This is a genomic window from Cupriavidus gilardii (genome assembly GCF_013347325.1).
In the GTDB taxonomy this organism is placed as follows: Bacteria; Pseudomonadota; Gammaproteobacteria; order Burkholderiales; family Burkholderiaceae; genus Cupriavidus; species Cupriavidus gilardii.
On the sequence record NZ_CP054626.1, the window covers coordinates 3,007,300 to 3,032,079 of the forward strand.

The 24,780-nt window shown below is 61.1% G+C and carries 19 protein-coding genes, 5 pseudogenes and 2 other annotated features; of the genes and pseudogenes, 7 read left to right on the forward strand and 17 right to left on the reverse strand.

What is annotated here, in order from left to right:
* Positions 1-20: 20 nt before the first annotated feature.
* From czcA to czcN, 5 genes are all read right to left on the reverse strand, one after another.
* Positions 21-3,212 (reverse strand): heavy metal efflux RND transporter CzcA, encoded by a 3,192-nt coding sequence (gene czcA / locus FOB47_RS23775; protein WP_004635342.1) that lies wholly within the window; start codon positions 3,210-3,212, stop codon positions 21-23.
* Between the two features lie 16 nt (positions 3,213-3,228).
* Entirely contained in the window at positions 3,229-4,791 is a 1,563-nt protein-coding gene (gene czcB / locus FOB47_RS23780) for a heavy metal efflux RND transporter CzcB (RefSeq protein ID WP_004635340.1), read from the reverse strand.
* Positions 4,792-4,808: 17 nt separating this feature from the next.
* Entirely contained in the window at positions 4,809-6,065 is a 1,257-nt protein-coding gene (gene czcC / locus FOB47_RS23785; protein WP_004635338.1) for a heavy metal efflux RND transporter CzcC, read from the reverse strand.
* 75 nt (positions 6,066-6,140) lie between these two features.
* Positions 6,141-6,488: a CDF family cobalt-zinc-cadmium transporter CzcI gene (czcI, locus tag FOB47_RS23790; protein WP_137924345.1), complete on the reverse strand. Its 348-nt coding sequence runs from the start codon at positions 6,486-6,488 to the stop codon at positions 6,141-6,143.
* 314 nt (positions 6,489-6,802) lie between these two features.
* Complete coding sequence (czcN, locus tag FOB47_RS23795; RefSeq protein WP_020206397.1) at positions 6,803-7,453, reverse strand: heavy metal efflux RND transporter CzcN; 651 nt, start codon at positions 7,451-7,453, stop codon at positions 6,803-6,805.
* A 249-nt stretch (positions 7,454-7,702) separates the two neighbouring features.
* Here czcN and FOB47_RS23800 point away from each other — a divergent pair, with 249 nt between their 5' ends.
* The gene (locus tag FOB47_RS23800; protein ID WP_004635330.1) at positions 7,703-8,161 is read left to right on the forward strand and encodes an MgtC/SapB family protein; all 459 of its coding nucleotides are present in this window, start codon (positions 7,703-7,705) and stop codon (positions 8,159-8,161) included.
* 107 nt (positions 8,162-8,268) lie between these two features.
* On the forward strand, positions 8,269-8,676 hold the full coding sequence (locus FOB47_RS23805) for a hypothetical protein (RefSeq protein WP_004635327.1): 408 nt from the start codon (positions 8,269-8,271) through the stop codon (positions 8,674-8,676).
* A gap of 87 nt (positions 8,677-8,763) precedes the next feature.
* Here the strand turns inward: FOB47_RS23805 and FOB47_RS23810 are convergent, their stop codons facing one another.
* Complete coding sequence (locus FOB47_RS23810) at positions 8,764-8,940, reverse strand: hypothetical protein (protein ID WP_004635326.1); 177 nt, start codon at positions 8,938-8,940, stop codon at positions 8,764-8,766.
* 627 nt (positions 8,941-9,567) lie between these two features.
* Here FOB47_RS23810 and FOB47_RS23815 point away from each other — a divergent pair.
* Positions 9,568-10,500, forward strand: a pseudogene (locus FOB47_RS23815) (tyrosine-type recombinase/integrase); the annotation flags it as partial.
* A 23-nt stretch (positions 10,501-10,523) separates the two neighbouring features.
* Here the strand turns inward: FOB47_RS23815 and FOB47_RS26235 are convergent.
* Positions 10,524-10,700 (reverse strand): annotated as a pseudogene (locus FOB47_RS26235) (DoxX family membrane protein); the annotation flags it as partial.
* A 182-nt stretch (positions 10,701-10,882) separates the two neighbouring features.
* On the reverse strand, positions 10,883-12,808 hold the full coding sequence (locus FOB47_RS23825) for a cytochrome c/FTR1 family iron permease (protein ID WP_053823089.1): 1,926 nt from the start codon (positions 12,806-12,808) through the stop codon (positions 10,883-10,885).
* Positions 12,809-13,225: 417 nt separating this feature from the next.
* Here FOB47_RS23825 and FOB47_RS23830 point away from each other — a divergent pair, with 417 nt between their 5' ends.
* A complete protein-coding gene (locus FOB47_RS23830) occupies positions 13,226-13,798 on the forward strand; it encodes a phosphatase PAP2 family protein (RefSeq protein ID WP_115737191.1) in 573 nt (190 codons plus the stop codon).
* Positions 13,799-13,844: 46 nt separating this feature from the next.
* Positions 13,845-14,324 carry an MAPEG family protein gene (locus FOB47_RS23835; protein WP_115737192.1) on the forward strand — a complete coding sequence of 160 codons (480 nt, stop codon included), beginning with the start codon at positions 13,845-13,847 and terminating at the stop codon, positions 14,322-14,324.
* Positions 14,325-14,368: 44 nt separating this feature from the next.
* On the opposite strand, the gene FOB47_RS26330 is transcribed toward FOB47_RS23835, so the two are convergent.
* Both FOB47_RS26330 and FOB47_RS23845 read right to left on the reverse strand, forming a co-directional pair.
* Positions 14,369-14,581: a heavy-metal-associated domain-containing protein gene (locus FOB47_RS26330; protein ID WP_115737193.1), complete on the reverse strand. Its 213-nt coding sequence runs from the start codon at positions 14,579-14,581 to the stop codon at positions 14,369-14,371.
* 235 nt (positions 14,582-14,816) lie between these two features.
* A pseudogene (locus FOB47_RS23845) lies at positions 14,817-14,978 on the reverse strand (OmpH family outer membrane protein); the annotation flags it as partial.
* 38 nt (positions 14,979-15,016) lie between these two features.
* Between FOB47_RS23845 and FOB47_RS23850 the strand changes: the two are divergent.
* Positions 15,017-16,242 (forward strand): IS3 family transposase gene (locus FOB47_RS23850; RefSeq protein WP_109842673.1). Its coding sequence is split into 2 segments (ribosomal slippage): positions 15,017-15,302 and positions 15,302-16,242, totalling 1,227 coding nucleotides; the frame shifts between segments, so codons are not numbered across the junction.
* Positions 15,295-15,411: a sequence feature (AL1L pseudoknot), on the forward strand. (Overlaps the previous gene by 117 nt.)
* A 40-nt stretch (positions 16,243-16,282) precedes the next feature.
* Here the strand turns inward: FOB47_RS23850 and FOB47_RS23855 are convergent.
* From FOB47_RS23855 to FOB47_RS23885, 7 genes and pseudogenes are all read right to left on the reverse strand, one after another.
* Positions 16,283-16,983, reverse strand: a pseudogene (locus FOB47_RS23855) (IS3-like element ISRme15 family transposase); the annotation flags it as partial.
* Positions 16,574-16,690, reverse strand: a sequence feature (AL1L pseudoknot). It overlaps the preceding pseudogene by 117 nt.
* 40 nt (positions 16,984-17,023) lie before the next feature.
* Positions 17,024-17,401: pseudogene (locus FOB47_RS23860) on the reverse strand (OmpH/Skp family outer membrane protein); the annotation flags it as partial.
* A gap of 680 nt (positions 17,402-18,081) precedes the next feature.
* Positions 18,082-18,507: a Cd(II)/Pb(II)-responsive transcriptional regulator gene (gene cadR / locus FOB47_RS23865; protein ID WP_053821795.1), complete on the reverse strand. Its 426-nt coding sequence runs from the start codon at positions 18,505-18,507 to the stop codon at positions 18,082-18,084.
* Positions 18,504-19,367 (reverse strand): helix-turn-helix transcriptional regulator, encoded by an 864-nt coding sequence (locus FOB47_RS23870; RefSeq protein ID WP_082371465.1) that lies wholly within the window; start codon positions 19,365-19,367, stop codon positions 18,504-18,506. The genes cadR and FOB47_RS23870 overlap by 4 nt, the downstream gene beginning before the upstream one ends.
* Complete coding sequence (gene lspA / locus FOB47_RS23875; RefSeq protein ID WP_053821794.1) at positions 19,324-19,818, reverse strand: signal peptidase II; 495 nt, start codon at positions 19,816-19,818, stop codon at positions 19,324-19,326. The genes FOB47_RS23870 and lspA overlap by 44 nt, the downstream gene beginning before the upstream one ends.
* A complete protein-coding gene (locus FOB47_RS23880; protein WP_170265910.1) occupies positions 19,808-22,843 on the reverse strand; it encodes a heavy metal translocating P-type ATPase in 3,036 nt (1,011 codons plus the stop codon). Before FOB47_RS23880 ends, lspA begins: the two co-directional genes overlap by 11 nt.
* Positions 22,844-22,921: 78 nt before the next feature.
* Complete coding sequence (locus FOB47_RS23885) at positions 22,922-23,554, reverse strand: cation efflux transmembrane domain-containing protein (RefSeq protein ID WP_053821792.1); 633 nt, start codon at positions 23,552-23,554, stop codon at positions 22,922-22,924.
* Positions 23,555-23,714: 160 nt separating this feature from the next.
* Between FOB47_RS23885 and FOB47_RS23890 the strand changes: the two genes are divergently transcribed.
* Complete coding sequence (locus tag FOB47_RS23890; protein WP_082371464.1) at positions 23,715-24,611, forward strand: sterol desaturase family protein; 897 nt, start codon at positions 23,715-23,717, stop codon at positions 24,609-24,611.
* Positions 24,612-24,780 lie beyond the last annotated feature (169 nt).

Consider the following 24,780-nt stretch of genomic DNA (forward strand, 5'->3'; position numbering starts at 1 on the left):
TGACCGCCCAAGGATTTACGTCATGCAGGCTGGCGGCCTTGATCCGGTTGATGCGTCTGAGTGACTGGCTCGCGAGTATCTTCCGCGTCCTCATCCTTGCGGTGAGCAAGTCGATAGAGCACCGGCAACACCAGTAGGGTCAGCGCCGTGGACGACAAGATGCCACCGATTACCACCGTTGCGAGGGGACGTTGCACCTCAGCGCCCGTACCGGTGGCGATGGCCATCGGCACGAAACCCAGGGATGCCACCAGGGCCGTCATCAGCACCGGACGCAGTCGCGTCAGGGCGCCAACTCGGACCGCGCTGTCGAGGGAATGCCCTTCTTCGCGCAGCGATCGGATAAACGACAGCATCACCAGACCATTGAGCACCGCCACCCCGCACAGCGCGATGAAGCCCACCGCTGCAGTAATGGACATCGGAATGCCGCGTATCCACAGGGCAAGAATCCCGCCAGTCAGCGCAAAGGGAATGCCCGTGAAGACTAGCAAGCCATCCTTGATGTTGTTGAACATCGCAAACAACAGTACGAAGACCAGCAACAGCGCCACCGGCACTACCACCTGCAGGCGGGTGGTGGCGGACTGCAGTTGCTCAAAGGTGCCACCCCATGTCATCCAGTAGCCAGCCGGGATCTTGACCTGGCTTTGGATAGCCGCTTCCGCCTCGGGCACGAATGAACCAATATCACGTCCACGAACGTTGGCACTGATCACGATGCGGCGCTTGCCGTTCTCGCGCGAGATCTGGTTCGGGCCGGGCGCCATTTCCAGCGTCGCCACCTCGCTCAATGGGATAAACGTCGTTCTCGCGTCCACTCCTTTTGGCAACGGAATCGGCAATCGGCGCAGAGCCTCGACCTCGCCGCGCACAGCTTCGGGCAGGCGGACCACGATATCGAAACGACGATCGCCCTGGAAGAAGGTTCCGGAATCACGGCCTCCGACGCCCGTTGCCACCGCGTCTTGCACGTCGCTCATGTTAAGCCCGTATCGCGCCGCCTTCTCCCGATCGATCTTGACCGTCAGCATCGGCAAGCCGGTGGTCTGTTCTACCTTCACCTCCTGCGCGCCGGGGATGCCCTGCAGCACGGCCGATACCTTCTTCGCCGTCTCGCTGAGCACGTTGTTGTCATCGCCGAAGATCTTGACTGCGACGTCCGAGCGGACCCCGGAGATCAGCTCGTTGAACCGCAGCTGGATCGGTTGGGAGAACTCGTAGTTGTTCCCGGGGATCTTGCCGGCTTCCTCCTGGATGGCGGACAGCAGTTCGGCATGTGTTTTCTTCGGCTCTGGCCAATCCTTCTCAGGCTTGAGCATGATGTAGCCATCCGAAATATTCGGCGGCATCGGATCGGATGCAATCTCCGCCGTACCTGTCCGCGCAAACACGCGCTCGATTTCGGGGAATTTTGCCTTGAGGGTCGTCTCGATCGTCTTCTGCATCTCCACGGACTGCGACAGGCTCGTGCCAGGAATGCGCAGCGCCTGGATGGCAATGTCGCCTTCGTTCAGATTGGGGATGAACTCGCTGCCCAGGCGGGCCGCAATGGCCACGCACAGAACAATTGACACCGCGGCAAACGTCAATACAACGGCCGTGTTCGCGAGCGACTTTTCCAGCAGCGGCTCGTAGCGACGCTTCGCCCAGAGCATGAGACGATTTTCTTTCTCGGCCACCCGTTCGCCGATGAACAAGGCGACCGCAGCCGGAACGAACGTCACGGACAGAATCATCGCGCCCAGCAGCGCCAGGACGACCGTGAACGCCATCGGGTGGAACATCTTGCCTTCCACCCCCGTCAGCGCAAAGATCGGCAGGTAGACGATCATAATGATGAGCTGACCGAAGATCAGTGGGCGACGCGCCTCCTTCGCTGCGGCAAACACCTCATGGAACCGCTCGGAGCGCGTCAATGGCCGGCCATGGTGTTCCTGCGCATGCGCCAGTCGCCTCACACAGTTTTCGACAATCACCACCGCGCCATCGATGATGATGCCGAAGTCGAGCGCGCCCAAGCTCATCAGGTTCGCACTGATCTTGTAGTTCACCATCCCCGTGAAGGTGAACAACATCGCCAGCGGAATGATCGTCGCGGTAATCAGCGCCGCGCGGATGTTACCCAGGAAAAGGAACAGAATTACGATGACGAGCACCGCGCCTTCAAGAAGGTTCTTCTTGACGGTCGCAATGGCCTTGTCGACCAGACGTGTCCGGTCGTATACCGTTACGATCTTCACACCTTCCGGCATCGTACGGTTAATGGAAGCGACCTTTTCATCGACCGCTTTTGACACAGCCCGGCTGTTTTCGCCGATGAGCATGAATACCGTGCCCAGCACAACTTCCTTGCCATTCTCGGTTGCCGCACCGGTACGCAGTTCCTTGCCAATCTCCACATCCCCGATGTCGCGAATGCGGATCGGCTGCCCCTGCGCTGTACCGACAATAATGTTGCGGATGTCGTCTTCGGACGCAACCTGACCCGGCGCACGAACCAGATACTGCTCGCCCCTACGCTCGATGTAGCCCGCACCCACGTTGTCGTTGTTCTTGTTCAGCGCATTGACGACGTCGGTCAGCGTCAGCCCGTACGACGCTAGCCGTTCAAGACTCGGCGCGACCAGGTACTGCTTGTTGAAACCACCGATAGTATTGATCTCGGTGACACCGGGCACGTTACGCAGTTGCGGCCGTACCACCCAATCCTGGATTTCGCGCAAATCTGTCGGCGTATAGGCAGTCCCGTCAGCTTTGCGAGCACCCTCTTCGGCTTCAACGGTCCATAGATAGATCTCCCCGAGGCCGGTCGAAATAGGCCCCATCGCCGGCACAACGCCTTCAGGCAGATTGTCCTTGGCTTCCTGGATGCGCTGGTTGACGAGTTGGCGCGCGAAATAGACGTCCGTGCCATCCTTGAAGATGACCGTCACCTGCGACAAGCCATAGCGGGACAGGGAACGCGTCTGTTCGAGTCCCGGCAGGCCGGCCATCACGACCTCGATCGGATACGTAACACGCTGTTCGGTTTCGAGCGGTGAATAGCCTGGTGCCGAGGTATTGACCTGAACCTGAACGTTGGTAATGTCAGGGACCGCGTCGATCGGTAGTCGGTTGTAGCTGAAAATCCCTAACCCGGCCATTCCAAACACGGCGAGCAGGACCAGCCATCGCTGCTGGATGGCGAAACTAATGATACGTTCAAACATTGCTGTTTCCCCCGTATCAATGGCCGTGTTCGGCGCTGGATTTGCCAAGTTCGGCCTTCAGAACAAAACTGTTGGCGGCGGCGTAACGTGCGCCCGGCTTCAGGCCCTCGACAATCTCGATGACCTTGCCGTTTGTCCGGCCGACCTTCACCGGCTGCGGCACGAATCCACCTTGAACCGCGACAAAGACTACGCTCTCGCCATTGACGTCCTGGACGGCCTCGGTCTTCACCGCAACGGGCACCTCGACATCAGCACCGAATACGTCGACCGTGACGAAGAGACCCGGTCGCCAAGCCATCTGTGGATTGGTCAATGTTACGCGGGCCTTCGCCGTCCGCGTCTGCTCGCCCAGCAGCGAACCCACGTATGAAACGGTGCCATCTGCCTTCACATCGGACGATGCCGAATTGATCGACGCCTTTTCGCCGATGCGCACCCGCTCGACATCCTTGGCAGACACCACGAACTCGGCCCAGACGGACGACAGATCCGACAGCGTGAACACGTTGGCGTTGTCCGCCACCGCTTCCCCAAGCGAGATATGCTTTTCAACGATCATGCCGTCGAACGGTGCGCGCAGCTCGTAGCGATTGAGTGCCGTCGAGCTGTTGCTGGCGCCAATGGCGGTCAGCTTCTGCTGCGCGTTCTGGACACTGATCTGCGCTTCCTGCAGCGCGTTGCGGGCGCTCAGATAATCTTGCTCCGCAGAGATCTTCTGTTCCCAGAGCTTCTTCTCGCGGTCATAAGTGACACGCGCCAGATCCAGACGTTTCTGTGCTGCGAGCAGTTCGCTGCGCTGGTCAGAAAGTCCGGTGCTCGCGATGACCGCGAGAACCTGTCCCTTCTTAACCTGTTGCCCAATATTGGCCGGAACGCTCTCTACGACGCCAGCCAGTCGCGGCACCACGTGGGCTGTCTTGTCTTCGTTGAAACGGATTTCGCCGGGGAACTGGACGCCAGCCTGGACCTTTGCCGAGCCCGCGGTTTGAACCACTACCCCTGTCTTGGCCAGCTGGTCCGCTGTCAACTCAATCTTGCCTTCCTCTTTCGAGAGCCGCACGGCGAGTGGCGAAGACGAACCGGGCAAGGTCACATTTGCGGTCACGTCAAAGACATGGGGCTCGGCAACTGGCTGTTGGCTTTCCAGCGCGTCGCCAGACACCACGAACTTGAGCGCTTGAGACTCGCCCGTAGCCCGCACGAGCTGGCCTGTCGCTGCCACGCCATTTGCCACCGCCTTCCCAGACTTGCTAACCCAGAGCCGAATACGGGCCTCGCCCTTGGATTCGGCCGTGCCAATTTCGACGTCATAGCCATCACGCGAAAAGAGCGCGCCACCATTGGGGCCCTTCTTGACCTCGTGATGCTCGCCGTCGCCGTGTGACTTGTCATCCTTGTGGTCGGCTTCCGCCGCCTGCTTGCCATGGTGCTCGGTGTCGCCATGCCCCTTGGATTCCGAGTGCCCACCCTGCTCTTCCGGCGCAGAGCGCCCGCTCAGCAGAACGCCACCAGTCGCGACGCCGCCCACCAGTACGATGGCCGCAATGGCAGCCTTTTGTTTGTTCGAAATAGCCATGTTTTATGAATCCCGTCTTAACGTCCCAGAATGCGATCGATCGTGGTCGCCGCCTGATAGGTTTGTCCAAGCACGCCGAGATAGCGGATGCGTGCCTGGAACAGCGTGCGCTGGGCATCCAGGACGTCCAGATAATTGAACTTGCCGGCCTCGAAGCCAATGGTCGCCGCGTTGAAGGCTTGCTCGGCGCCTGGCAAGACGGTCTGCTTCAGCGTTTGTGCCGAGGCGCGCGATACCGACAGCTGGTTCGATGCCATCAGGAGATTTCGGGTCAGGCTGATGCGATTGGCCAGATATTCATCCTGGGCCTTGTCCGCCTGGCGAATGGCCGAATACAAGTTGCCCTGATTCCGGTCAAAAATCGGCAACGGGATCGCCACACCGATCACCGCCATGTTGCGGTTGGCTTCTGTATCTCGCTTGGCACCCAGACTGACTGTCAGATCCGGATACTGGCGGCTGCGCTCAACGCCCACCAATGCCTGGCGGCGGTCAAGTTCAGCGCGGCTTGCGGCCACCAGCGGTGAGTTTTCCAGCTCCTTCAGAAGGAGTTCAGGCGCCGGCCTGGATGGCAGCGCGTCCAGATTGCCCTGTGCTTCGGTAAACTGCGGCGATGCATTGCCCCACAACGCCGTCAACGCCTGACGGGCGGACTGCAGGCTCGCCGTTGCTTCGGCCAATTCAAGTTCGGCGTTGGCCTGTTCGACACGTGCCTTAGTTTCGTCAACCGGGGAGATCTTGCCGGCCGCGACGCGGCGTGAAGCGGCTTGCGCGCCCCTCGCAGCGATATCCGCGGAGCCAGTTGCCAGCTTGACGCGTTCCTGTGCGATCAAGACGGAAAAAAAGCTCTCGATTACCTGCGCCCGAATGTCACCGCGAACGCCAGCCAGCGTTGCCTGCGCCAGTTCGCGCGTCCTTTCCGCGGCATTGATACGAGCCGAGCGCTTGCCGCCCAGTTCGATGGGGATATTCATCTGGGCGGTGGATGTACGGGTGGATTTCCGCGTGTCCTCGACCAGCGTCTGGAGTTCCGGGTTCGGAATAACCCGGGCCTGCATGATCCCACCTTCTGTGGAATCGAGTTCCTTGGCGGCGGCGGACAGGTTGAAATTGCTTCCTGCCGCCAGCGACAACGCGGCCTCGAGGGTCAACGGTCCCGCCGCTTCCCTTGGGAAGACGGGCACCATGGACGTGCCGGTGTCAGATTGCGCTACGGCAAAGTTTGGGCTGAGAAATGCTACCGCCAGCCCGAGCGGCAGAAATAGTCTTCGCATCGAATTGCACCAAGGTATGTGACCAGGAGAATTCGGCGAGAGACGAAAGGAGAAAAAGAGTCGTCGTCTCGCCGATCAAGCGAGACGCTGCCACTGAGGACGGTCGGGAGCCCTGGCATTCAGAGACGAGAACTCGGACGCATGTTGAGTATCGGTCACTTCTACCCGATTCGCTATCAACACGTCCTGCGTCTGTCCATAGACGAACGGGAGGGAGACCAGATGGCATACCCCGCAGTCTGTATCCACGAATGGCTTTTTCTCGGCATCCGTTTTACCTTCCGGCTGCTGATGACGATGCTCGTGGTGCCCAAGGTGCCAAGTGGCCGTGGCTTTCTCGTGCTGACAATAGCGTGCCGCTGCCGCCCAGGAAAACTGGAACGGCAAAATGAGCAGCACGAAGATCAGAACGAAACGTCGCATTCCTTGGGAGACTGTGCGGGGGGCTTGGGGTTGAAGTACTAACGGCTGGGCCGTCGCCGAAGTTTACATGAATCCTCGATCACCAGCATTAAGAGCAGATTACGATTATCGCTTTCGCCTGCTCGTTTTGGGGTGCCGCTTTCGCCCCTCATCAGTCTTACGCTTGGGGGCGGGCCCATGCTTCCACCGCAAATAGACAGCGAACCCCACATACAGGACGATCAGGCCGACCAGCATCACGAGCATGCTCTCGACAACAGAATCGGAGACGTGAGCGTAGTGCATGGCTGTACGTGTATGCGGAGTTGCCCGCATCAGGCAAGCGTCACGACCGCCCGGAGGACGCCGGCGTCATGGAACAAATCAAACGACTCCACGACCACCGACAGGCCGAGAAACCAGACCGAGTCCGCAATATTGCGTTGAAAGGAAGACACATGGACCGTCCATGTCGACTCCCCCCTATACAGCGACAGACGGGGAAAGAACGCTGGTGTACGGCGTGCGTATTCGGCGAATTCCGGGAAGGCGGAAGCCAGAAAGCGGTCTTCCGTCCGGATGACAGCCGGGTACATCAGCGCAAATGCGAGCGCCAGGACTGCGGTAACCGCCAGCGACTCGGTCATCGCCCCTAGTCCGATAATGCCTAGCAAGTTGCAGACATAGAGCGGATGGCGACACAGTGAATATGGACCCGAGGTCACCAAGGTATTGTTCTTGCGCCCGGAAATGTACAACGCGCACCAGAGCCGCCCGACCGTGGCCAGGCTCACCCCCAACATCCCCAGCGTCAGCAGCAGCGGCGACACCCAGGTACCGTCCCAGCGAGAATGGCCAAAGACCAGACTTGCCAGGACAAACGTTACGACAACACGCCAAACGCCGATGCGGTGGCGTGTCAGGAAATTGTCCAGCGCCCTCGAGAGACCAGCGGGTTGGGACGGGGAGATTGAAGAATCGGTCATGCGGTTCGGGGGCTGGAGGAGAATGTCGCGCACTTCGAGTGGACACACTGGCGCGAAAACGAGCACTAATGGCCGGCATTCTAAGGTTGCCCTTCCGTTGTCAGGCTTTATTGCCGAAATGTAATACGTTGTTAATCTTGCCCCCGGGCCAGCGAATCCGGTTGTGTCATAGCTCGGCAATCTGACAGTCATCTTCTGCGACATAGACTGTCTTGGCCATTTTCAGGACACACCCAGAGACGCTCCGCAATGAACGACATCATCCGCACATTGAGCTCGGAATTCTCCGATCTCGCTAATGCTGCCGAGGCAGTACGTGCCGTCGTTCGAATGACCGTCTCTATCGTTTTGGGGGGCTTGCTGGGGTACGAGCGGGAGAGCTCGGGAAAATCCGCAGGCGTGCGCACTCACATGCTCGTCGCGCTGGGGGCATGCGTTTTTGTCGTGGTTCCCCTCCAGGCGGGCGTGCAGCTTGCCGACATGAGCCGCGTGCTTCAGGGTCTCACGTCAGGCATCGGATTCCTTTGTGCAGGGGCGATCCTGAAGCCGGACAATGAGACACACGTCAGGGGGCTCACAACTGCCGCGAGCATCTGGATTGCTGCCGCGATCGGCGTGGCCGCCGGCATGGGCCATGCGGTGACGGCCATCGTCGCGACTGCCTTCGCACTCATCGTGCTCAGAATCCTTCAAATGTCGAAGAAGTAAGACTCCCACTGCTCCCAAGCCACGTGCAGCGCGAATGCGCCAACTTCAGGTTCGGCCAGCATTTCCCAAACGTATGAGCGCGCTTAACAATACGCAAACTCCATCGCATGAGAATTTACCTGGATTACAACCTGTTTGCGTACCTTCACGAGGGCACGAACCCGGCTCTGCAAGCCAAAGTGAGCGCACTGTCCGATCGACATGAGTTTCCTTGCAGCCCGGCGCACATGGAAGAAATTGCCTCGGCGCTCGCAAGACCTTCGGATACTCCCCCGCTCGATCGGTTAGCGGCCGCTTTCTGCAAAATAGACGATGTTTCTCGAATTAGCCGGAACGTGCAATTGTCTCCGACGACGTTAGGCCCGATGGTTACGAAAGAAGAACAGCCTCTCGAGTGCTTTCTTCGGGTCATGCGGCACTATCGCAAAGAGCCGGTTGTCGAGAAGAACGACTGGTATACGCGGGACTCCGTAAAGAAGGGGTCACTTCAGAAAACGGAAAATATTGCACGCTAAGGCATGGAAGAGGACCACTGCTGTCCCCAGGGGCATTGGCCAGCCGATGGCAAGCAGGTAGAAACCAAAGTCGGGGGACTCCCGTTCTCAGAGATCGGCTAGCAGCAGGTAGGCGCGGTCGAGTTGCCGATGAGCTTCCTGCCGGCGATCCATCGCTTCTAGGGCGAGCAGGAGGTCCTCGGCCAGCTCGAAATCGCTTTCCTGGCATGCCCTTTCGAACACCGCAAAGACCTCTTCATACAACGTGCGCCCCGGAACGCCCATTTGACTAACCTCCGGCGGAAAATCCGATGCTCTCTGCCGACTTGGTCCTGCCACGCCGCAGGGGCTTCTGTCCCCCATGGTTAATATGGACGTTCCCACGGCAGGGAAGGTCAAGCATTTTTCCGGCCGCGGGCCGACCTATGGTTCGCAAGCCGCCGCGCGAGACGGTTAGTGCTCGCCCCCTACAGTTCGTCCAGCGACTAGTTACCCGCACCCGGGCGCAGCCGCACCACCAGCATCGCCGCCCACTGGATATGCGGCCAGGCCAGCGAATAGACGAATGTCTGGATCAGGGGTCCCCTTGATTTCGCCGCAATTTACCGGGGTAGCCACCCGTAGCAGCCATGCGGGTTCCAGGGTGATGCCCACCCTAAAACCCTAGTCAAATCAGTCACTTGCTGACTGGTCCTTTTCCCCTTGGTTTTGGAACGTTGACCGCCCCCGCCGCGCGGCCAAGCGCGCCCTGTGGCTGGAAGCCATTGTTTCCGCAAGATAACTAGATTTATCCGTCTTTGGTTTTCCCAAGCAACACATAAATGGCTTTTCTAACGTTAGGTATGTGCGTAAGATAGGCTGAAATGCGCCTCCGGAAACTGCCATGCCCCGCCTCGCCGCCACCCCCGACCAGAACTGCGCCGCCTGATGCGCTGGTGCGGCGCGCACGAGCTTGGGCCGCTCTCGGACCTCACGCGCCAGCGGTTGCTCGGCTACCGGCACGCGCTGCAGCACGGGGAGACCGGCAGGGAGGACGCCGCGCCGCCCTTGTCAGAAGCGACCCGCACGCGCGCGCTGGCGGTGGTGGCAAGCCTCTACGGCTACTGGTACGACACCGGCTACTTGCATGCCAATCCGGCCGCGGGCCTGTCCGCCGGCAGCCGCACCCGGGCCGGCTTCGCGCCGACGCGGCTGATCCCGCCAGCGCTGCTGGCCGCGTGCGATGCCTGGCTTGAGGCGCCGGAGTTTGCCGCCGCCAACACGACCAACACGCTGGCGGCGCAGCGGCGGCGCGCGATTTGGGCGCTGTATCGTTACGCCGGCGTGCGCCTGGCGGAACTGGCCTGGTCGACAGAGATCGCACTGCCCCGCCTGGAGGCCGAGGCGCCCGGGCGGTGGACGCTCTATGTCTGCGGCAAGGGGCGCAAGGCACGGGCCATTCCGCTGCCGGTGCCGTGCGTGACGGTATTGCGCGCCTACCGACAAGCACGCGGCCTGCCGTCCGAGCCGCCGGCGCACGAGGCGCTGCCTGTAATCCACGGCAACAAGGGCGAAGCGCTACAGTCGGCAGGCCTGTACCGGGAGGTCAAGGCGATCTTTGCGGCCGTGGCCGATGGTCTGCAGGCGCGCGAGCCGGCGCAGGCGCTCTTACTGCGCGCGGCCTCCCCGCACTGGCTGCGCCATGCCTATGCGCGCACACTGGTGGTCGACCACCAGGTGCCGCTGCCGGCCGCCCAGGCGCTGCTCGGCCACGCCTCGGTGCAGACCACGGCGGCCTATGCCAGGACCGACCTGACGCAGTTGCGGGCCTTTGTCGATGCCACGTTTGCGGATGATGGGCCGTAGCGACAGCGCGCGTTGCCTTGTCGCATCGCCACGGCGCGGGTCGCCAGTCCCAGCAACAGCAAAGCTGGGGCGGTCAGCTCGATTGACACCGCCAGGCAGGCCGCAGACTCCGAGGGCACCAGCGGCACCCGGTAGTCCTCGCGGAACAGGTCGAGGGCGGCATTCCAATTGGCCAGCTTGGCGATCGCCGAGTTCCAGAAGGTTGGCTTTTTCTCAGCCCGCACAGCACGACAGTTGCGTGACATCCTTGGCAGCCCTACATGTCCATGCCGTCCATCGATCCTGCCGCGAATGGAAGGTAGTCGCAAAAAGTCCGCCACATTTGGGCCAAATCGCTGACTTTGAAATGGTCGACGAACAAAGCTTCGCGCCTGACAGGGGCTCACACCCTCGCGGTACGTTGCGATCGCAAGTTATAGGTCACGCTGGCAACGATGATGAGGAGAATAGCCACTTGCGCGGCAATGGTTTGCACAGAGGGGTAAACGCCCAAGACATCGATACGCGGCATAGAGAGCGGCGTCACTTGCAACAGGCCAACTTTCTGCAGTGCCGCCACGCCCTTGCCAATCAGGACCACGGCAAGCACGCCAACCAAGGCGGAGCTGAACGCGAAAAATTGTCGAATCGGCAAACGCGCCGTCGATCGCAGGAGCAGAAACGCAATCACTGCCAGCACAGCAATACCGCAACCGAGTCCCGCGAGCATGTAGGCACCGTTGCCATCGGACCACAGGGCCGCGTAGAAGAGCACGGTCTCAAATACTTCCCGGTAGACCGTGACGAACGATAGCAGGAAGAGCATAAACGCCGATTTCCTGTTCAATGCCGACGACAGCTTTTCCTTCACGTACGATTGCCAGCGTCCCGCCAGACTCTTCTGGTGCATCCACATGCCGACGCCGAGTAGGACGACCGCCGCGAAGACCGCGGAGAAGCCTTCGGTCATTTCGCGACTAGCGCCGCTCAGATCAACGACGTAGGTAGCTACCGCCCACGTCAATCCACCGGCTCCCAGCGCAGTGACCCAACCCGCGTGAACGTAGGGAAGGACGTCAGTGCGATTGGCCTTCTTGAGGAACGCCAGCATGGCTACGACTACCAACAGCGCTTCAAGCCCTTCACGAAGCAGGATCGTAAAGGCGCCAAGGAAGGTCGAGAATGCGTCATTGGCGCCTGCGAGCGCTTCCTGCGCCTCGTCCAGCCTTGACTGCAGTTGCGCTGCGATGTCATGCGCGCGCTCTGCCTGGCCATTCGCGACGGCATTTCGATAGAGTCCCATCGTCTTCTCGATGTCCAGGAAGAGAGCCTGGTTCTTGGCAGCCAACGCAGGCTCAACTGGTTCGAACCCATCAAGATATGCGGACAAAGCCAGTTGCGATGCGGCCCGCGTGTCTCCCTTGTCAAGCGCAGTGACACTTTCCTTCAGCTTTTCCTTGGCGATTGAGAGACTATCGGTGGTCGATGCGGCCAGTACGTCCGGTGAGCTTCGCAGGTATGCAAGACCATCACGAGAGGTCTGTGCACCCACGAATTTAGCAAGTGCCGCCTCCGAGGTCTGGCTAAGCTTGTCGAGCGTGGGAACCGCCGCGCGCAGCCCCGGTTCAGCAGTCCAAAGCTTGGCGCCCGCCTGGCGGTCAGTATCTGAATAAGACAGCGTCGAAGCAAAATAGGCCAGAGCCCATCGGTCGTCTTCGGAGAGATGGGCAAAGCCCGGCATCGATGTTCCCTCCACGCCGCGCGTGATGATCTGTTGCAAGGCAAAGACGCTGCGTTCCTGCGCGCGCGCGTGGTCGGCCAGCGCAATCGGGGGCGGGTTGAGTTTCGCTGCGAGGGGGCCGTCCGCGTTACCGGATACGCCGTGGCAGGACGCACAATGGCTTTGATAGAGCTTCGCCCCGTTCTGCAAATCAGGCGCCTTGCTTGGTGCCATAGGAACCGGATAGGCTGTGAGGACGCCGCTGGCCAACTTCCGAGCCAGTTCGGCGACAGTTTCTGGCGAGGCCTTCGCTGCGATGGACAAACGCAATGCGCCAGCTTCCTTGCCTAGTTGTTCGGAGGCGGGTCCTGGCGGCAATTCGCCTAGCTGTCGCGCGACCGTCTGCGCGAACTCTTGCATCTCGGCATATTCAGCCTCATTGGTGATGCGGCCATCGTTGACTGAACCGCCATAGTCAACGGCAAGGTAGTCCAGCAATTGCCAGACTTGCTTGGCCTTGTCTTGCGTGGATAGAGGCTCGGCCAAAGCCGTCGAGACGGATAGCGCCAAGGAGACTAGAACGAGGGAGAGGATGCGCAGGGCTTGCATGAGGAACACGCCGGGCGGGCGGCAGTTTTCGCGGACAAATGCGAATGATTGTAATTCATATCGTTTGCGCGAGCGACCCATCTTGGTGATGGAAGTATGGGGAATCGCGCTTGACTCTATAGCCGCTAGAGGGCGTAGAAATAACAACGTTAGTCAATACTGGCGACCTACTTTGAGTCAGCGCAACACAAACCGATGGGGACTTCCGGCGGATTGCTCGTATGGGGTCGAGCCAAGTGCAGCCGCGTGCAAGATGCGGGAGGGTGCAATGCGCTTACGTGAGGTGCGCACAACTTCGGGCGACCCTCCGCCTCGGCTTTCAGGCGTTCGCACGATTGCGAACAATAGAACCCAACGCTCCCATATCGCGAGTCCTTACCGTATGGTGGGATGCGAGGGGCGGAGGATGGTGATCCGATGAGTTGGGCACTTGTTCTCTACGACTGGAGCGGCTGGAATCGAGAGATCTTCCTACTGGTCAATGAAGGCACGCCGGCAATGTTCTTGCCTTTGGCCAAGCTGTTTAGCTACCTATTGGGCAACTATTGGACCGCGCCTGTTGTCATGGGAGGCTTTTGGGTCTGGTCAAGAACAACCTCGGATGTAGATCGTTCGTTGGAGCTACAGGCTCACTTGGCACGATTTGTAGTCGCATTCGGTATGGCATTTGCTGTAGTTGGAGCATCAAAGTTTCTCTTCGATTTCCCGCGGCCGGCTGCCGTGTTCGGTCACCTGTGGCATTCAATCGGTTCAATTGAGACGCACTACAGTCTTCCGAGTGGACATTCCACGTACGCCGCTCTGGTTGCTGGTGGGTTATGGCCAATGGTCCGCGCCCACTGGCGACCGGCTCTACTTACCTATGTCGCGCTAGTCGGCTGGTCACGTTTGGCCACAGGGATGCACTTCCCGGCGGACGTCTTGGCGGGCTGGTTAGTAGCGCTCGGCAGTTTGGCTCTTTCGAGCCGGTTATTGAAGGGGGCTGCTTAACGTACCAAGGATCGTCGTGCCGGGGTAACAGGCGAGGAGTGCAACCATGCCATGGAGTCTGCAACAACGTCGCATCGTACGCGATTCGATGCTTGCCTGCTTAGTTTGCGCGGTAGTTCTTGGCGCGGGTTATATCTGGCTTCCCCCCGCTCTGTTCGGCCTCGATGGACAGCTTGGTATTGGCGACCGTGTCGCGTTTGCGCTCAAGGCCGATCTCCCTGTTTTCCTATGGTTAGCAGATTGCGTGAGAGCCGTAAGCAAGGGACGCTTTTTATCGCAAGCCGATATCCAGGGCTCGGCGTTTTCGCGTCCTAGTCCCGCTATTGAGCTGCGCGTGGCGGTGCTACAGAACTCGCTCGAACAGACCGTACTGGCGGTAGGCGCGCATTTGATTCTTGCGACAGTGCTGTATGGCGCCGAACTTAGGCTGATGCCGATTCTGGTGAGCTTGTATCTGCTCGGTCGTATCACGTTCGCGGTTGGCTATGCGCGGCATCCTACCGGTCGGCTTTTGGGATGGCGATGACTGGGATTTCGACCGTTGTGGTGCCTACACGCTTGCGGTGGCTCTCATTCTCTCGGGGCGCTGAAGGAGGGGGGCCGTTTCATCGGACAGATCAGGCCCCTGCCTCGCGTTCGACCGTGGCATGCATGCCGTAACGGATTTGGTAGACGGTATTGCACCTCCAGCCGGCGGTTCATCAGGTCAAAGTCGAGTCGTTCTATCCCCTCCACCTTGCCCAGGCGCTTGCGAATCAGGGCTTCCTCGGTGGGGCAGTCCATGTTGGTGATCAGGAACTGCGTGGTGTTGCCCGTGGCTGCAGGGACGAGCGAGATGGCAGTGCCGCAGGGACCTCAGCCGGCCTCGATGGAATGAACCCAGCATTGCACCATGTCAGACAAAGTGGATGATGCTTCTATGCCTTGAAGGGTCACATCGCGTGAGTGAACATGAATTACCTACAGAGCGGGGCCAAGCATCTCCGCGCAGCCTGCTGCGACCTCCCATGAAGGTTTCCTACTTGCTGCTGGCGTCCAGCGCTTTCATGACGTCTTCAGTGATGTCAATGCGCGGATTCACATAGACTGCCTGTATGACAAGGTCGTACCCGCGCTGCTCGGCAAGCTGGCGAATCGCCTGCTGGGCGCGCTCTTGCACCCGTGCCAGTGAACCGCCCCGGAAAATCTGGAGGCTCCATTCCTTGAGAAGATGGAGCTATGAGCAGAGCAAGCAAGTTCTCCCCGGAAGTCCGGGAACGGTCGGTGAAGATGGTGCTGGAGCACCAAGACGAGTACGAGTCGCAGTGGGCGGCGATCGTGTCGGTGGCGGCCAAGGTTGGCTGCACGGCCGAGACGCTGCGAGGCTGGCTTCGCCAGCACGAGCGCGACACGGGCAAGCGTGACGGCGTAACGACGGCCGAGAAGGAGCGCATCAGGGCGCTCGAACGCGAGGTGCGCGAGCTGCGCCAGGCCAACGAGATCCTACGCAAGGCGTCGGCGTATTTTGCCCAGGCGGAGCTCGACCGCCCCTTCAAACGATGAAGCGATTCGTCGATGAGCAGCGAGACGTTCACGGGGTCGAGCCGATCTGCAAGGTGCTGCAGATCGCCCCGTCGACGTACTACGCGCATGCGGCCAGGCAGGCCGATCCGGAGCTGCGATCGCAGCGGGTGAAGACCGACGAGATACTGATACCCGAGGTGCAGCGCGTGTGGGACGACAACTACCAGGTCTACGGGGTACGCAAGGTCTGGCGGCAGCTGCGGCGCGAGCGAGTCGACGTTGCGCGCTGTACCGTGCAGCGGCTGATGAAGCGGCTTGGGCTGAGGGGCGTTGTTCGAGGCAAGGCCGTGCGCACGACGGTGAGCGATCCGAAGGCGCCGTGCCCGCTCGATCACGTGAAGCGGCAATTCAAGGCCGATCGGCCGAACGCGCTGTGGGTCAGCGACTTCACGTACGTCTCGACTTGGCAAGGATGGGTCTACGTCGCTTTCGTCATCGACGTGTTCGCCCGTCGCATCGTGGGCTGGAAGGCCTCCTGCTCGATGCAGACGGACTTCGTGCTCGACGCGCTCGAGCAGGCGTTGTACGCGAGGAAGCCGGTCGGCCCGGATCGCCTGATCCACCACAGCGACCGAGGCGTCCAGTACGTGTCGATCCGATACACCGAGCGGCTGGCCGAGGCGGGCCTGGAGCCCTCTGTGGGCAGCGTGGGCGACTCGTTCGACAACGCACTGGCCGAGACCATCAACGGCCTCTACAAGGCCGAGGTGATCCATCGGAAGTCATCCTGGCGCACGCGCGACGAAGTCGAGTGGGCCACGCTCCATTGGGTCGACTGGTTCAACAACCGCCGATTGCTTGAACCGATCGGTAATATCCCGCCGGCCGAAGCCGAAGCCAACTACTATTCGCAACCCAACGAGTCCGTCATGTCGGCGTGACTCAACCCAAGGAGTCTCCGGGAAACCCGGGGCGGTTCAGGTTGACGCGATCCACCGGGCGACTGGCGGCGTCGTCAGCGATGGTCGTTCGCAGCCGCTTGCCGCGCCGCACACCTTGCAGTCCCTGGGCGCGCATCAATCGCTCGACCGTGCAGCGGGCAACCGTCACGCCCTCGCGGTTCAGTTGCCGCCAGACCTTGTCGGCGCCGTAGACGCGATGGTTCTCCTGCCACACTCGCTGGACTTGCGGCATGAGCCGTTCATCACGACGCGCACGGTCGCTGCGCCGTGACGGATCACGCAGCCGTGCGGCATGGCGCCGATAGGCCGACGAGGCAACCTGCAACACCTTGCAGATCGGCTCGACCCCGTAAACCTCCCGGTGCCGGTCGATGTAGGTGTTTACGACTTCAGCTTGCGGTCGAGCTCCGCCTGCGCGAAAAAAGCGCTGGCAGTGCGCAGGATGTCGTTGGCGCGGCGCAGCTCTCGGTTCTCCCGCTCCAACTCCTTGATGCGTTCTCGCTCGCTGGTGGTGACGCCTTCGCGCTGTCCGCTGTCGACTTCGTGGCGCTTGACCCAGGTCAGCAGCGTCTGCGCCGAGCAGCCGATCTTGGGCGCGATGGACTCGACCGCCACCCACAGCGACGGGTACTCGCCGCGCGACTCCTGCACCAGGCGCACGGCGCGCTCGCGCACTTCCGGGGAAAACTTGTTTGCGTTGTTCTTGCTCATGGCTCGCATTCTCTCAAGAGTGAGAGCCTCCGCAAAACCCGGGGCGATTCAGTTCCTCGTTGCGGCGCTGTTGCAAGTCCTCTCGGAATCCACGCTGCTTGCGCTGGAATTCGTGGGTCAGCTCGGCCACTTCGTGCTGGCGGCGCTGATGGTCAAGATCTGTGAGCACGGCCGCTTCCTTCTCGAGCTTGTCAGCCAAGGCCCTGGTCTTCCGGTCCATGTCCTGCAGTTCACGGTCGCGCGTGGAAAACTCCTGTGCAAGCCTGTTGTGGGCCTGCTTGGCTGGCAACGAGTCCGGCAGAATAAGTTCGGAATTGACTACGGCAATGCGCGCTGGCTGCGCTAGCACCGGTCCTACCGCGCACAGCATGGCGGCGGACAGCGCCGCCGCTATCAGAGTTTTCGGATGTGGGGTTGGCGTTTGCATGAGCGACGGAGCCGTACCTTTTGTGAGTGTATGGCGGTTACCGGTTACTTCTCGGAGTGGCGTTTGGCATGCAGAAATTCATGGGCTCGAGTGTAGTGAAATCGAAGATGTTGCAGCACATTGGATCGGTCGGCTTGGATCCCGCGCTCGGCAGGTTATAGAGCAGTGCCGAGGCATGCCCCAATGATATGGCCGGTCGCCTTTAGCCCAGCGCCTCTCATTGGCAGCCTGTCAGCTGATATGTCGGTGCGATTTGACACCATGTAGTGGCTACAGGGTCAAGACAAGGCTGCACGCATATATGCCGCCTGCTACGAACAAAGCACCCGCGCCGCACTTCAGGAGAAAAGTTCGGCAAACGCGTAGCGTTTTCCTTGACCCTATGGCAGCTACACAGTGCTAGATGAAGCACTAGAAGGGGCTAGCCCAAACTGGCGTGGACCTTGTTGGCTGGTCGCGTCTGGTCGCAGGCATGCATTTCCCGGCAGACGTTTTGGCGGCTTGGGAGGCGCACTTGGGAGTCTGTGCCTTTCTGCGGGGCTATGGCAGAGGCTGCCTTGCGCGTCGGGAACGCTTCCGCCTGCGCTGTTTGGGGTGGCGCACATGCCGCTTAGCGCCGGCGACAGGAAAGCGTTCGCTGAAGGCGGATCTGCCTGTAGTCCTTCGTGGGATCCGCGTCCCTACTCTTCTCCCAACAGCTGTGGTGTCTGATGGGCTGTTTTCGTAAGGCCCTCCAGAATGCCGCAGTCCTTGGCCTCTCGCGACAGACCGCATTGACTGCGCAATTGCTTCAGGTCACGTTCCAATGCCATCAACTCTTGTATGCGGCGCGCCACGTGTCGAATGTGGCCTTCTAGCAGGACGTTGACCTCTCCACAGTCCTCGTGGGGCGCATCCTTGAGACGCAGCAAGGACCGAATCTCGTTCAGGGTCATGTCCAACGAGCGGCAATGGCGGATGAACGCCAACCGCTCAAGGTGCTGGGAAGCGTAGAGTCGGTAGTTTCCAGAGGAACGAGCCGGCGCCGGCAGTAAGCCTTCATGCTCGTAGAAGCGAATAGTCTCCACCGTGGTGCCGGCGGTTTGAGCAAGTTTGCCGATCTTCATGCTTTTCCCCTTTGTTGGGCTCCTGTCTGACGCCCTCCATGCCGGATGGTGTCGACAAATTCAAGTCCGTGCAGTGTGAATGGAGGTTTGGACTGTGCCGTACAGACAATCCGAGCGCCACGCAGCGGCGCTGGCCGGACTCCGAATGTGGACACGAAGGTGCGCGTCAGGTGCGCGCTGTCGGCGAAGCCGGCGAGATGAGCAGCCTCGGTGAGCGTACAACCATCGGAGAGGGTGCGCACCGCACGCTGCAGGCGCAACCAACGCACGTACGCCCGGAACGACAGTCCGCTCGCCTCCGCGAACCAATGCATGAAACGGGAGGACGACAGGCCTACGGCGTCGGCGGCATGTGCGACATGCACGGGTCCCTCCAGCGACGTTTCCAGCCACTGGAGGACCGCAGCCCAACGCGAAGCCTCCGTGGCAGGTTGTGACACATTCGCTGTTTCAGACGGCATTGCGCCTCGCAGCCAGCGGTCCAGCTCATGTTCCAGCATATCCGCCTGCACGGGGCTCGGCGCCATCGTGGCTGCGGGCCGACGGCCAGTAGGGCAAACGCTGTGCATGGTCGGGTCGAGAAACACCATGCGCACCGGGCCGGCCGCTACGAGACGATGCGGCACCCCGGCCGCAAGAAAATGTCCCGGGGCCTGCAATCCGCCCCAGGCCCCTTCGAGGAGCAACATCCCCTGTTTGCTCCATGCCAACTGAGCTGCTTGATGTCGGTGCAACCGACCGGCCTCTATCGGTCCGATGTAAATGGCCCAGCCGCGGCCGATGGTCAGCAGCGGCTGCCTGTCGGATGCTTCGTGTTCATCCGCGGGCTGGGCGTGCCTGCATTCTGCCGAAGAGCTCATGGAACACGATCAAGGCAGCACCGAGTGTGATGCCGATGTCAGCCACATTGAAGGCCGGCCAATGGTACGAACCCCAATGAAGATCGATCCAGTCGACCACCGCTCCGCGTGCGACCCGGTCGATCATATTGGCCAACGCGCCGCCCAAGATCAGTCCGTAGCTGATCCGCTCGGTATCGGTGGTACCAGTACGCCGAATCATGTACACAAGGAACGCGGAGGCCGCCAAGGCAATTCCAATGAAAAAATATCGCTGCCAGCCCCCCGCGCCGTGCAGAAAACTGAAGGCGGCACCTCGGTTCAGCACATGCACGACGTTGAGGACGGGCAGCCAGTCGAGGCTTGCACCGTAGTCGACCCAGGCCACGATGGCTACTTTCGTCCCGATATCCATCGCCACGATAAGGGCCGCCAATACGAAACCCAGGCCAATGCTGCGATCAGCCCGCATGGTGGTCACTCTCAGTGGAGGGGCTGGTCCCCAGCAGGCGCAGTCCGTTGAACACCACGGCCAGGCTTGCGCCCATGTCGGCAAGAATCGCGAGCCACAGGCTGGCATGGCCGGTGAAGGCCAGCACCATGAAGACCGCCTTGGTACCGATCGCGAAGGCGATGTTTGCCTTCAGCACGCCACCCACCCGGCGCGACAGCTTGATGAACTCAGGCAGCTTGCGCAGGTCGTCCTGCATCAGCGCCACGTCGGCGGTCTCGATCGCGGTGTCGGTGCCAGCAGCGCCCATCGCAAAGCCGATGTTCGATTTGGCCAGCGCGGGCGCATCGTTGACGCCATCCCCGACCATGCCTACCGGCGCCTTCGCGCCAAGCTCTGCGATCGCAGCCAACTTGTCGTGCGGCAGCAGGTCGCCGCGCGCGTCGGTGATGCCCACCTGGGCGGCCACCGCTTCCGCGGTCTTGCGGTTGTCGCCGGTAAGCATCACCGGCTCTACGCCCAACTGCTTGAGCGCCGCTACCGCACGCTTGCTGCTGTCCCGGACCGTGTCGGCAACTGCCAGGACACCCAGTGCCTGCTTATCGGTGGCAAGCACCACTGCTGTCTTGGCCTGCGCTTCCAGGCTCTCCAGCAGCTTGCGGACCTGCTCGCTGGCCACGCCAAGCTCATTTGCCAGGCGGTGGTTGCCGACGTAGTAGGTCTGGCCGTCGATGTCGCCCTTGACGCCACGGCCAGCCAGAGCCTCGAAGCGTTGCACTGAGGCGTGCGGCTTGTCGCCGTAGGCGTTGACGATAGCTGTGGCCACTGGATGTTCGGACAACGCATCCAGGCTGGCGGCAATGCGCAGCACTTCCGTCTCCGAGAGCGCGCCCGTCGGTACCGTATCGGTCAGCGCCGGGCGGCCGTGCGTAAGGGTGCCAGTCTTGTCCAGTGCCACCGCGCGCAGCAGACGCCCTTGCTCCAGGTACAGGCCACCCTTGACGAGGATGCCACGCCGCGCGGCCGCAGCCAGGCCGCTGACGACCGTCACCGGTGTCGAGATCACCAGGGCGCAGGGACAAGCAATCACCAGCATCACCAGCGCCTTGTAGACCCATTCGAACCAAGGCGCCCCAAAGAACAGCGGCGGGATCACGGCAATGGCGATCGCCAGCGCAAAGACAGAGGGGGTATAGACGCTCGCGAAACGATCAACGAAACGCTGCGTCGGCGCGCGCTGGCCTTGGGCTTCCTGGACCGAGCGCGCGATACGGTCGAGCGTGGTCTCTCCCTTGCGCGAGTGCACTTCGAATTCCAATGTGCCGCGCTCATTGATCGTGCCCGCGAACACCGTGTCGCCGGGGTTCTTTTCCACGGGCATGCTTTCGCCGGTGATGGGCGCCTGGTTGATGGCTGATGCGCCCGACACCACGACCCCATCCAAGGCGATACGTTCGCCGGGACGAACGCGCACGACGGCTCCAAGCGGCACTGTCTCGGCCTTGACCTCTTGCCAGCGACCGTCGTCCTGGCGGACGAGTGCGGTTTCCGGCGCCAGGTCCATCAGCTTGCGAATCGCGTTGCGCGCCCGGTCCAGGCTTAGCGCTTCGATCATCTCCGCGATGGCGAACAGCCAGATCACCACGGCGGCTTCCGGCCACTGGCCGATCAAAGCGGCACCGATGACGGCAATCGTCATCAGGAGGTTCATGTTCAGTGACAGCGTGCGCAGCGCGATCCAGCCTTTCTTCAGGGTCTCGATACCGCCCAACGCAATGGCCGCCAGCGACGCGGCCACCACCGGCCATGCCGATTCACCCATCCCGGCGAATGTGAGGACTTCCGCGCCAACCGCCAGCACGCCGGCGGCCCCCATGCGCAGCCACTCCGCCTTCGAAATGCCGGTGCCAAAGTCCCTCGTGACTGCGGGGGCAGGCCGACTATGGTCGCGCAGCACCGGCTGCATGCCAAGTCGCTCAATGGCCGCTGTGATTGGCACCTCGTCCTTCAGCGAATGGCTGACGGTCAGGGTCCGGCTCATCAGGTTGAACTGCAGGCTGCTGACACCCGGCATGCCTTCCAACGCCTTGCGCAGCAGCGCCTCTTCGGTCGGGCAGTCCATCTTTTCGATCAAGTAGGTGGCTCGTCCCTTGGAACTTGCCCCTGCCTCGCGCTCGACCGTGGCATGCATGCCGATCTCGCGCAGTGCGCCGAGGACCGGTGCCGGATCGGGCAGGCGGTGTTGCACCTCCAGTCGGCGATTCATCAGGTCGAAGTCGAGGCGTTCGATGCCCTCCACCTTGCCTAGGCGCTTGCGGATCAAAGCTTCCTCGGTGGGGCAGTCCATGTTTGTGATCAGGAACTGCGTGGTATTGCCCGTGGCTGCAGGGACGAAGGAGACGGGGGGCGTGCCGCAGGGACCGCAGGCAGTCTCCGTTGTCGCTGCGCAATTCGCGCCCGGAGGAGTTGTGTCTTCGCCCAGCCTTGCCTGCATGCCGATCGATTGCAACGCCGTCAGCAGGGGTTCCACCGAGGACAAGGTGTGGACGACAGACAGCTGGCGTGCGGGTAGGTCGAACTCGAGCGACCGGACGCCGGCCAACGGCTCCAGCCGCGCGCGGATCGCCGCCTCTTCGGAGCGGCAATCCATGTTTGGAATCGTGAATGTGTCTTTTGACTCTTCTAACGCAGCGCTCTGGCTGCCGGCGCAGGATCCAGCGCACGCGGATCCGCAAGCGGCGTTGCCCGCGGCTTCGCCGTCGTCCTCCATCGATGCTTGCATGCCGATCTCATGGAGGGCCTCCAGCAACGGCCCCGGGTTCGGTAGCCCATGCCGGACGGTGAGGCGGCGCTGGGGAAGGTCGAACGAAAGGGACTCTACCGCTGGCAATTTGGCAAGCCGTGCACGGATTGCCGCTTCTTCGTTGCGGCAATCCATGTTGGGAATGCGGAAGACGGATGTCGCGCCGTTCAGGTCCTCCGCCTTCTTCCTTTCTTGAGTTGATCTCGCATCACTTTCGGCATGGGCTTGGTCGAGTTTCATCATTCGCCTCTTTCTGTATATGTCAGAATTTCACACCCTAAAGTAGATACAGAGTCAAGGGCTCTGCCTCCTGGTCGGAGGTTAAGTTGCCTCGGAACGGGCCTTTTCCTCATGTTCTGTCGCGTCAACCAGGATTTCACGACCTCCGTTAGCGGCGATCGCAGATACCACCAGACCCAGAACCAGGTCTGGCAGGTTGGAGCCCGACCACATCACGAGCGCTCCGGACAACACAATGGCCAGATTCACAATCGAGTCGTTGCTGGTGAATATGGCGGAAGCCTTGAAGTTGACGTCTTCCCCGCGGTGGCGTTTCAGTAAGCGCAAGCAAATAATGTTCAGCGCCGCATTGATCGCTGCCATGACCATCATCGCCGGCCCCAATGGCGCCTCGCCGCCAAAGAACCGGCGCAGGACTTCCACGCATAGCATCAGGGCCAGCCCAATCAAAAGCCACCCCGATAGCCGCGCTGCCCGCACCTTGATGGCTCGCGATCGGCCGACGGCGTACAGGCTGACGCCATACACCAACGCGTCGGCAAGGTTGTCCAGAGCCGCACCAAGCACCGCCGTGGACGCCGCCCAAAGGCCCACGCCCATACCTGCCAGACATTGGCTGACATTAATCAGTAGTACCAGCCACAGAATCCGGCGGTCGGCCGCCTGACTCGCGTCGAGGTCAAGGCGTTCTTTGTCGGGGAAGTGGTCGTTCATGCAACTCCTTTGTTAACCCGCCTGTTTCCACAGAAGATCTGAGTAATTTCACACCCCGTACCTGCTATAGAGTCAAGACGTCGCCCGCACACAGCATGTTTATTCAAGCTAGCTGTCTGTCGCTTGGAGAAACTGGAGGAAATTGAACTCTGGAGTCGCAATGACAGCGCGTTCTGTGGTGCGGTACGGCGCCTATCCGACCATCATGGCCCTGGTAATCACAGGGGTTTCGGTCGCCCCATCCCACGGCACGCCGCTGGCTTGGCTGGCGTTGTGGGCCGCCGCCGGGCTATTTCTTGTTGCTTGGCTGGAGCGCATTGTCCCGTTCGATGCACGGTGGCAAAAGCGGGATCTCGACTTTCCGGCGGATGTCGCCCATGCCGTTGTGAATTTGGCCGTGATGCACGGTGCCGTGCTGGGGTTCGTGGTGCTGCGGGAAGGAACGGGTTGGCCCAAGCTATGGTGGCCTGCGGAATGGCCATACTTGTTGCAGGTATTACTCGCAGGGGCGCCACTGGACCTGTCGCTGTATGCCGTCCATCGGCTCAGCCACCACTACGGCTTTCTGTGGCGGCTGCACAGCATTCATCATTCGTCGCGGCGGCTCTACTGGCTAAACGGGGAACGCCGCCACCCGCTGCATGCAGCCCTGATGGCGGGTCCGGGCTTACTGGTCCTGGGCATACTAGGCGCGCCGGCCGAGGTAGTGGCCGGCTGGTTCGCAATCCTGGCGGTCCATCTGGCATTCCAGCATGCCAACCTGGACTATAGCCTGGGGCCGGTGCGGTATATGTTAGGCGTGGCAGAACTCCATCGCTGGCACCATCGGGAGCGCTTCGCGGACGCGCAGGTCAATTTCGGGGAGTTCTGGCTGGTATGGGACCACCTCTTCGGTACCTTCTATCAACCGCAGGCGCCACTGGGCGCAATCGGCATCGAAGGCGACCCGGTGCCGCACCGCTACGGCGAGCAACTGATTTATCCGTTTGAACGACCGGATCCGCAAGTTCGTCTGGCCACCGAAGACGTCTCGCAGGGCCGCGATGCTGATGTCTAAAGCCGCTCTCGTTGGTGAAACCGGCTCGCAAGCTGCATCCAGCATGAATGCTCAGGTGGGATCTGACAGGACTATTTGCGCCGTCTTGAAGTTATGCGACGTCGCGTGGACGAACCTGATCTGTCATTCTCGAGGCCGCGCTTGATGCGCATCTGGCGACGAAAATGCC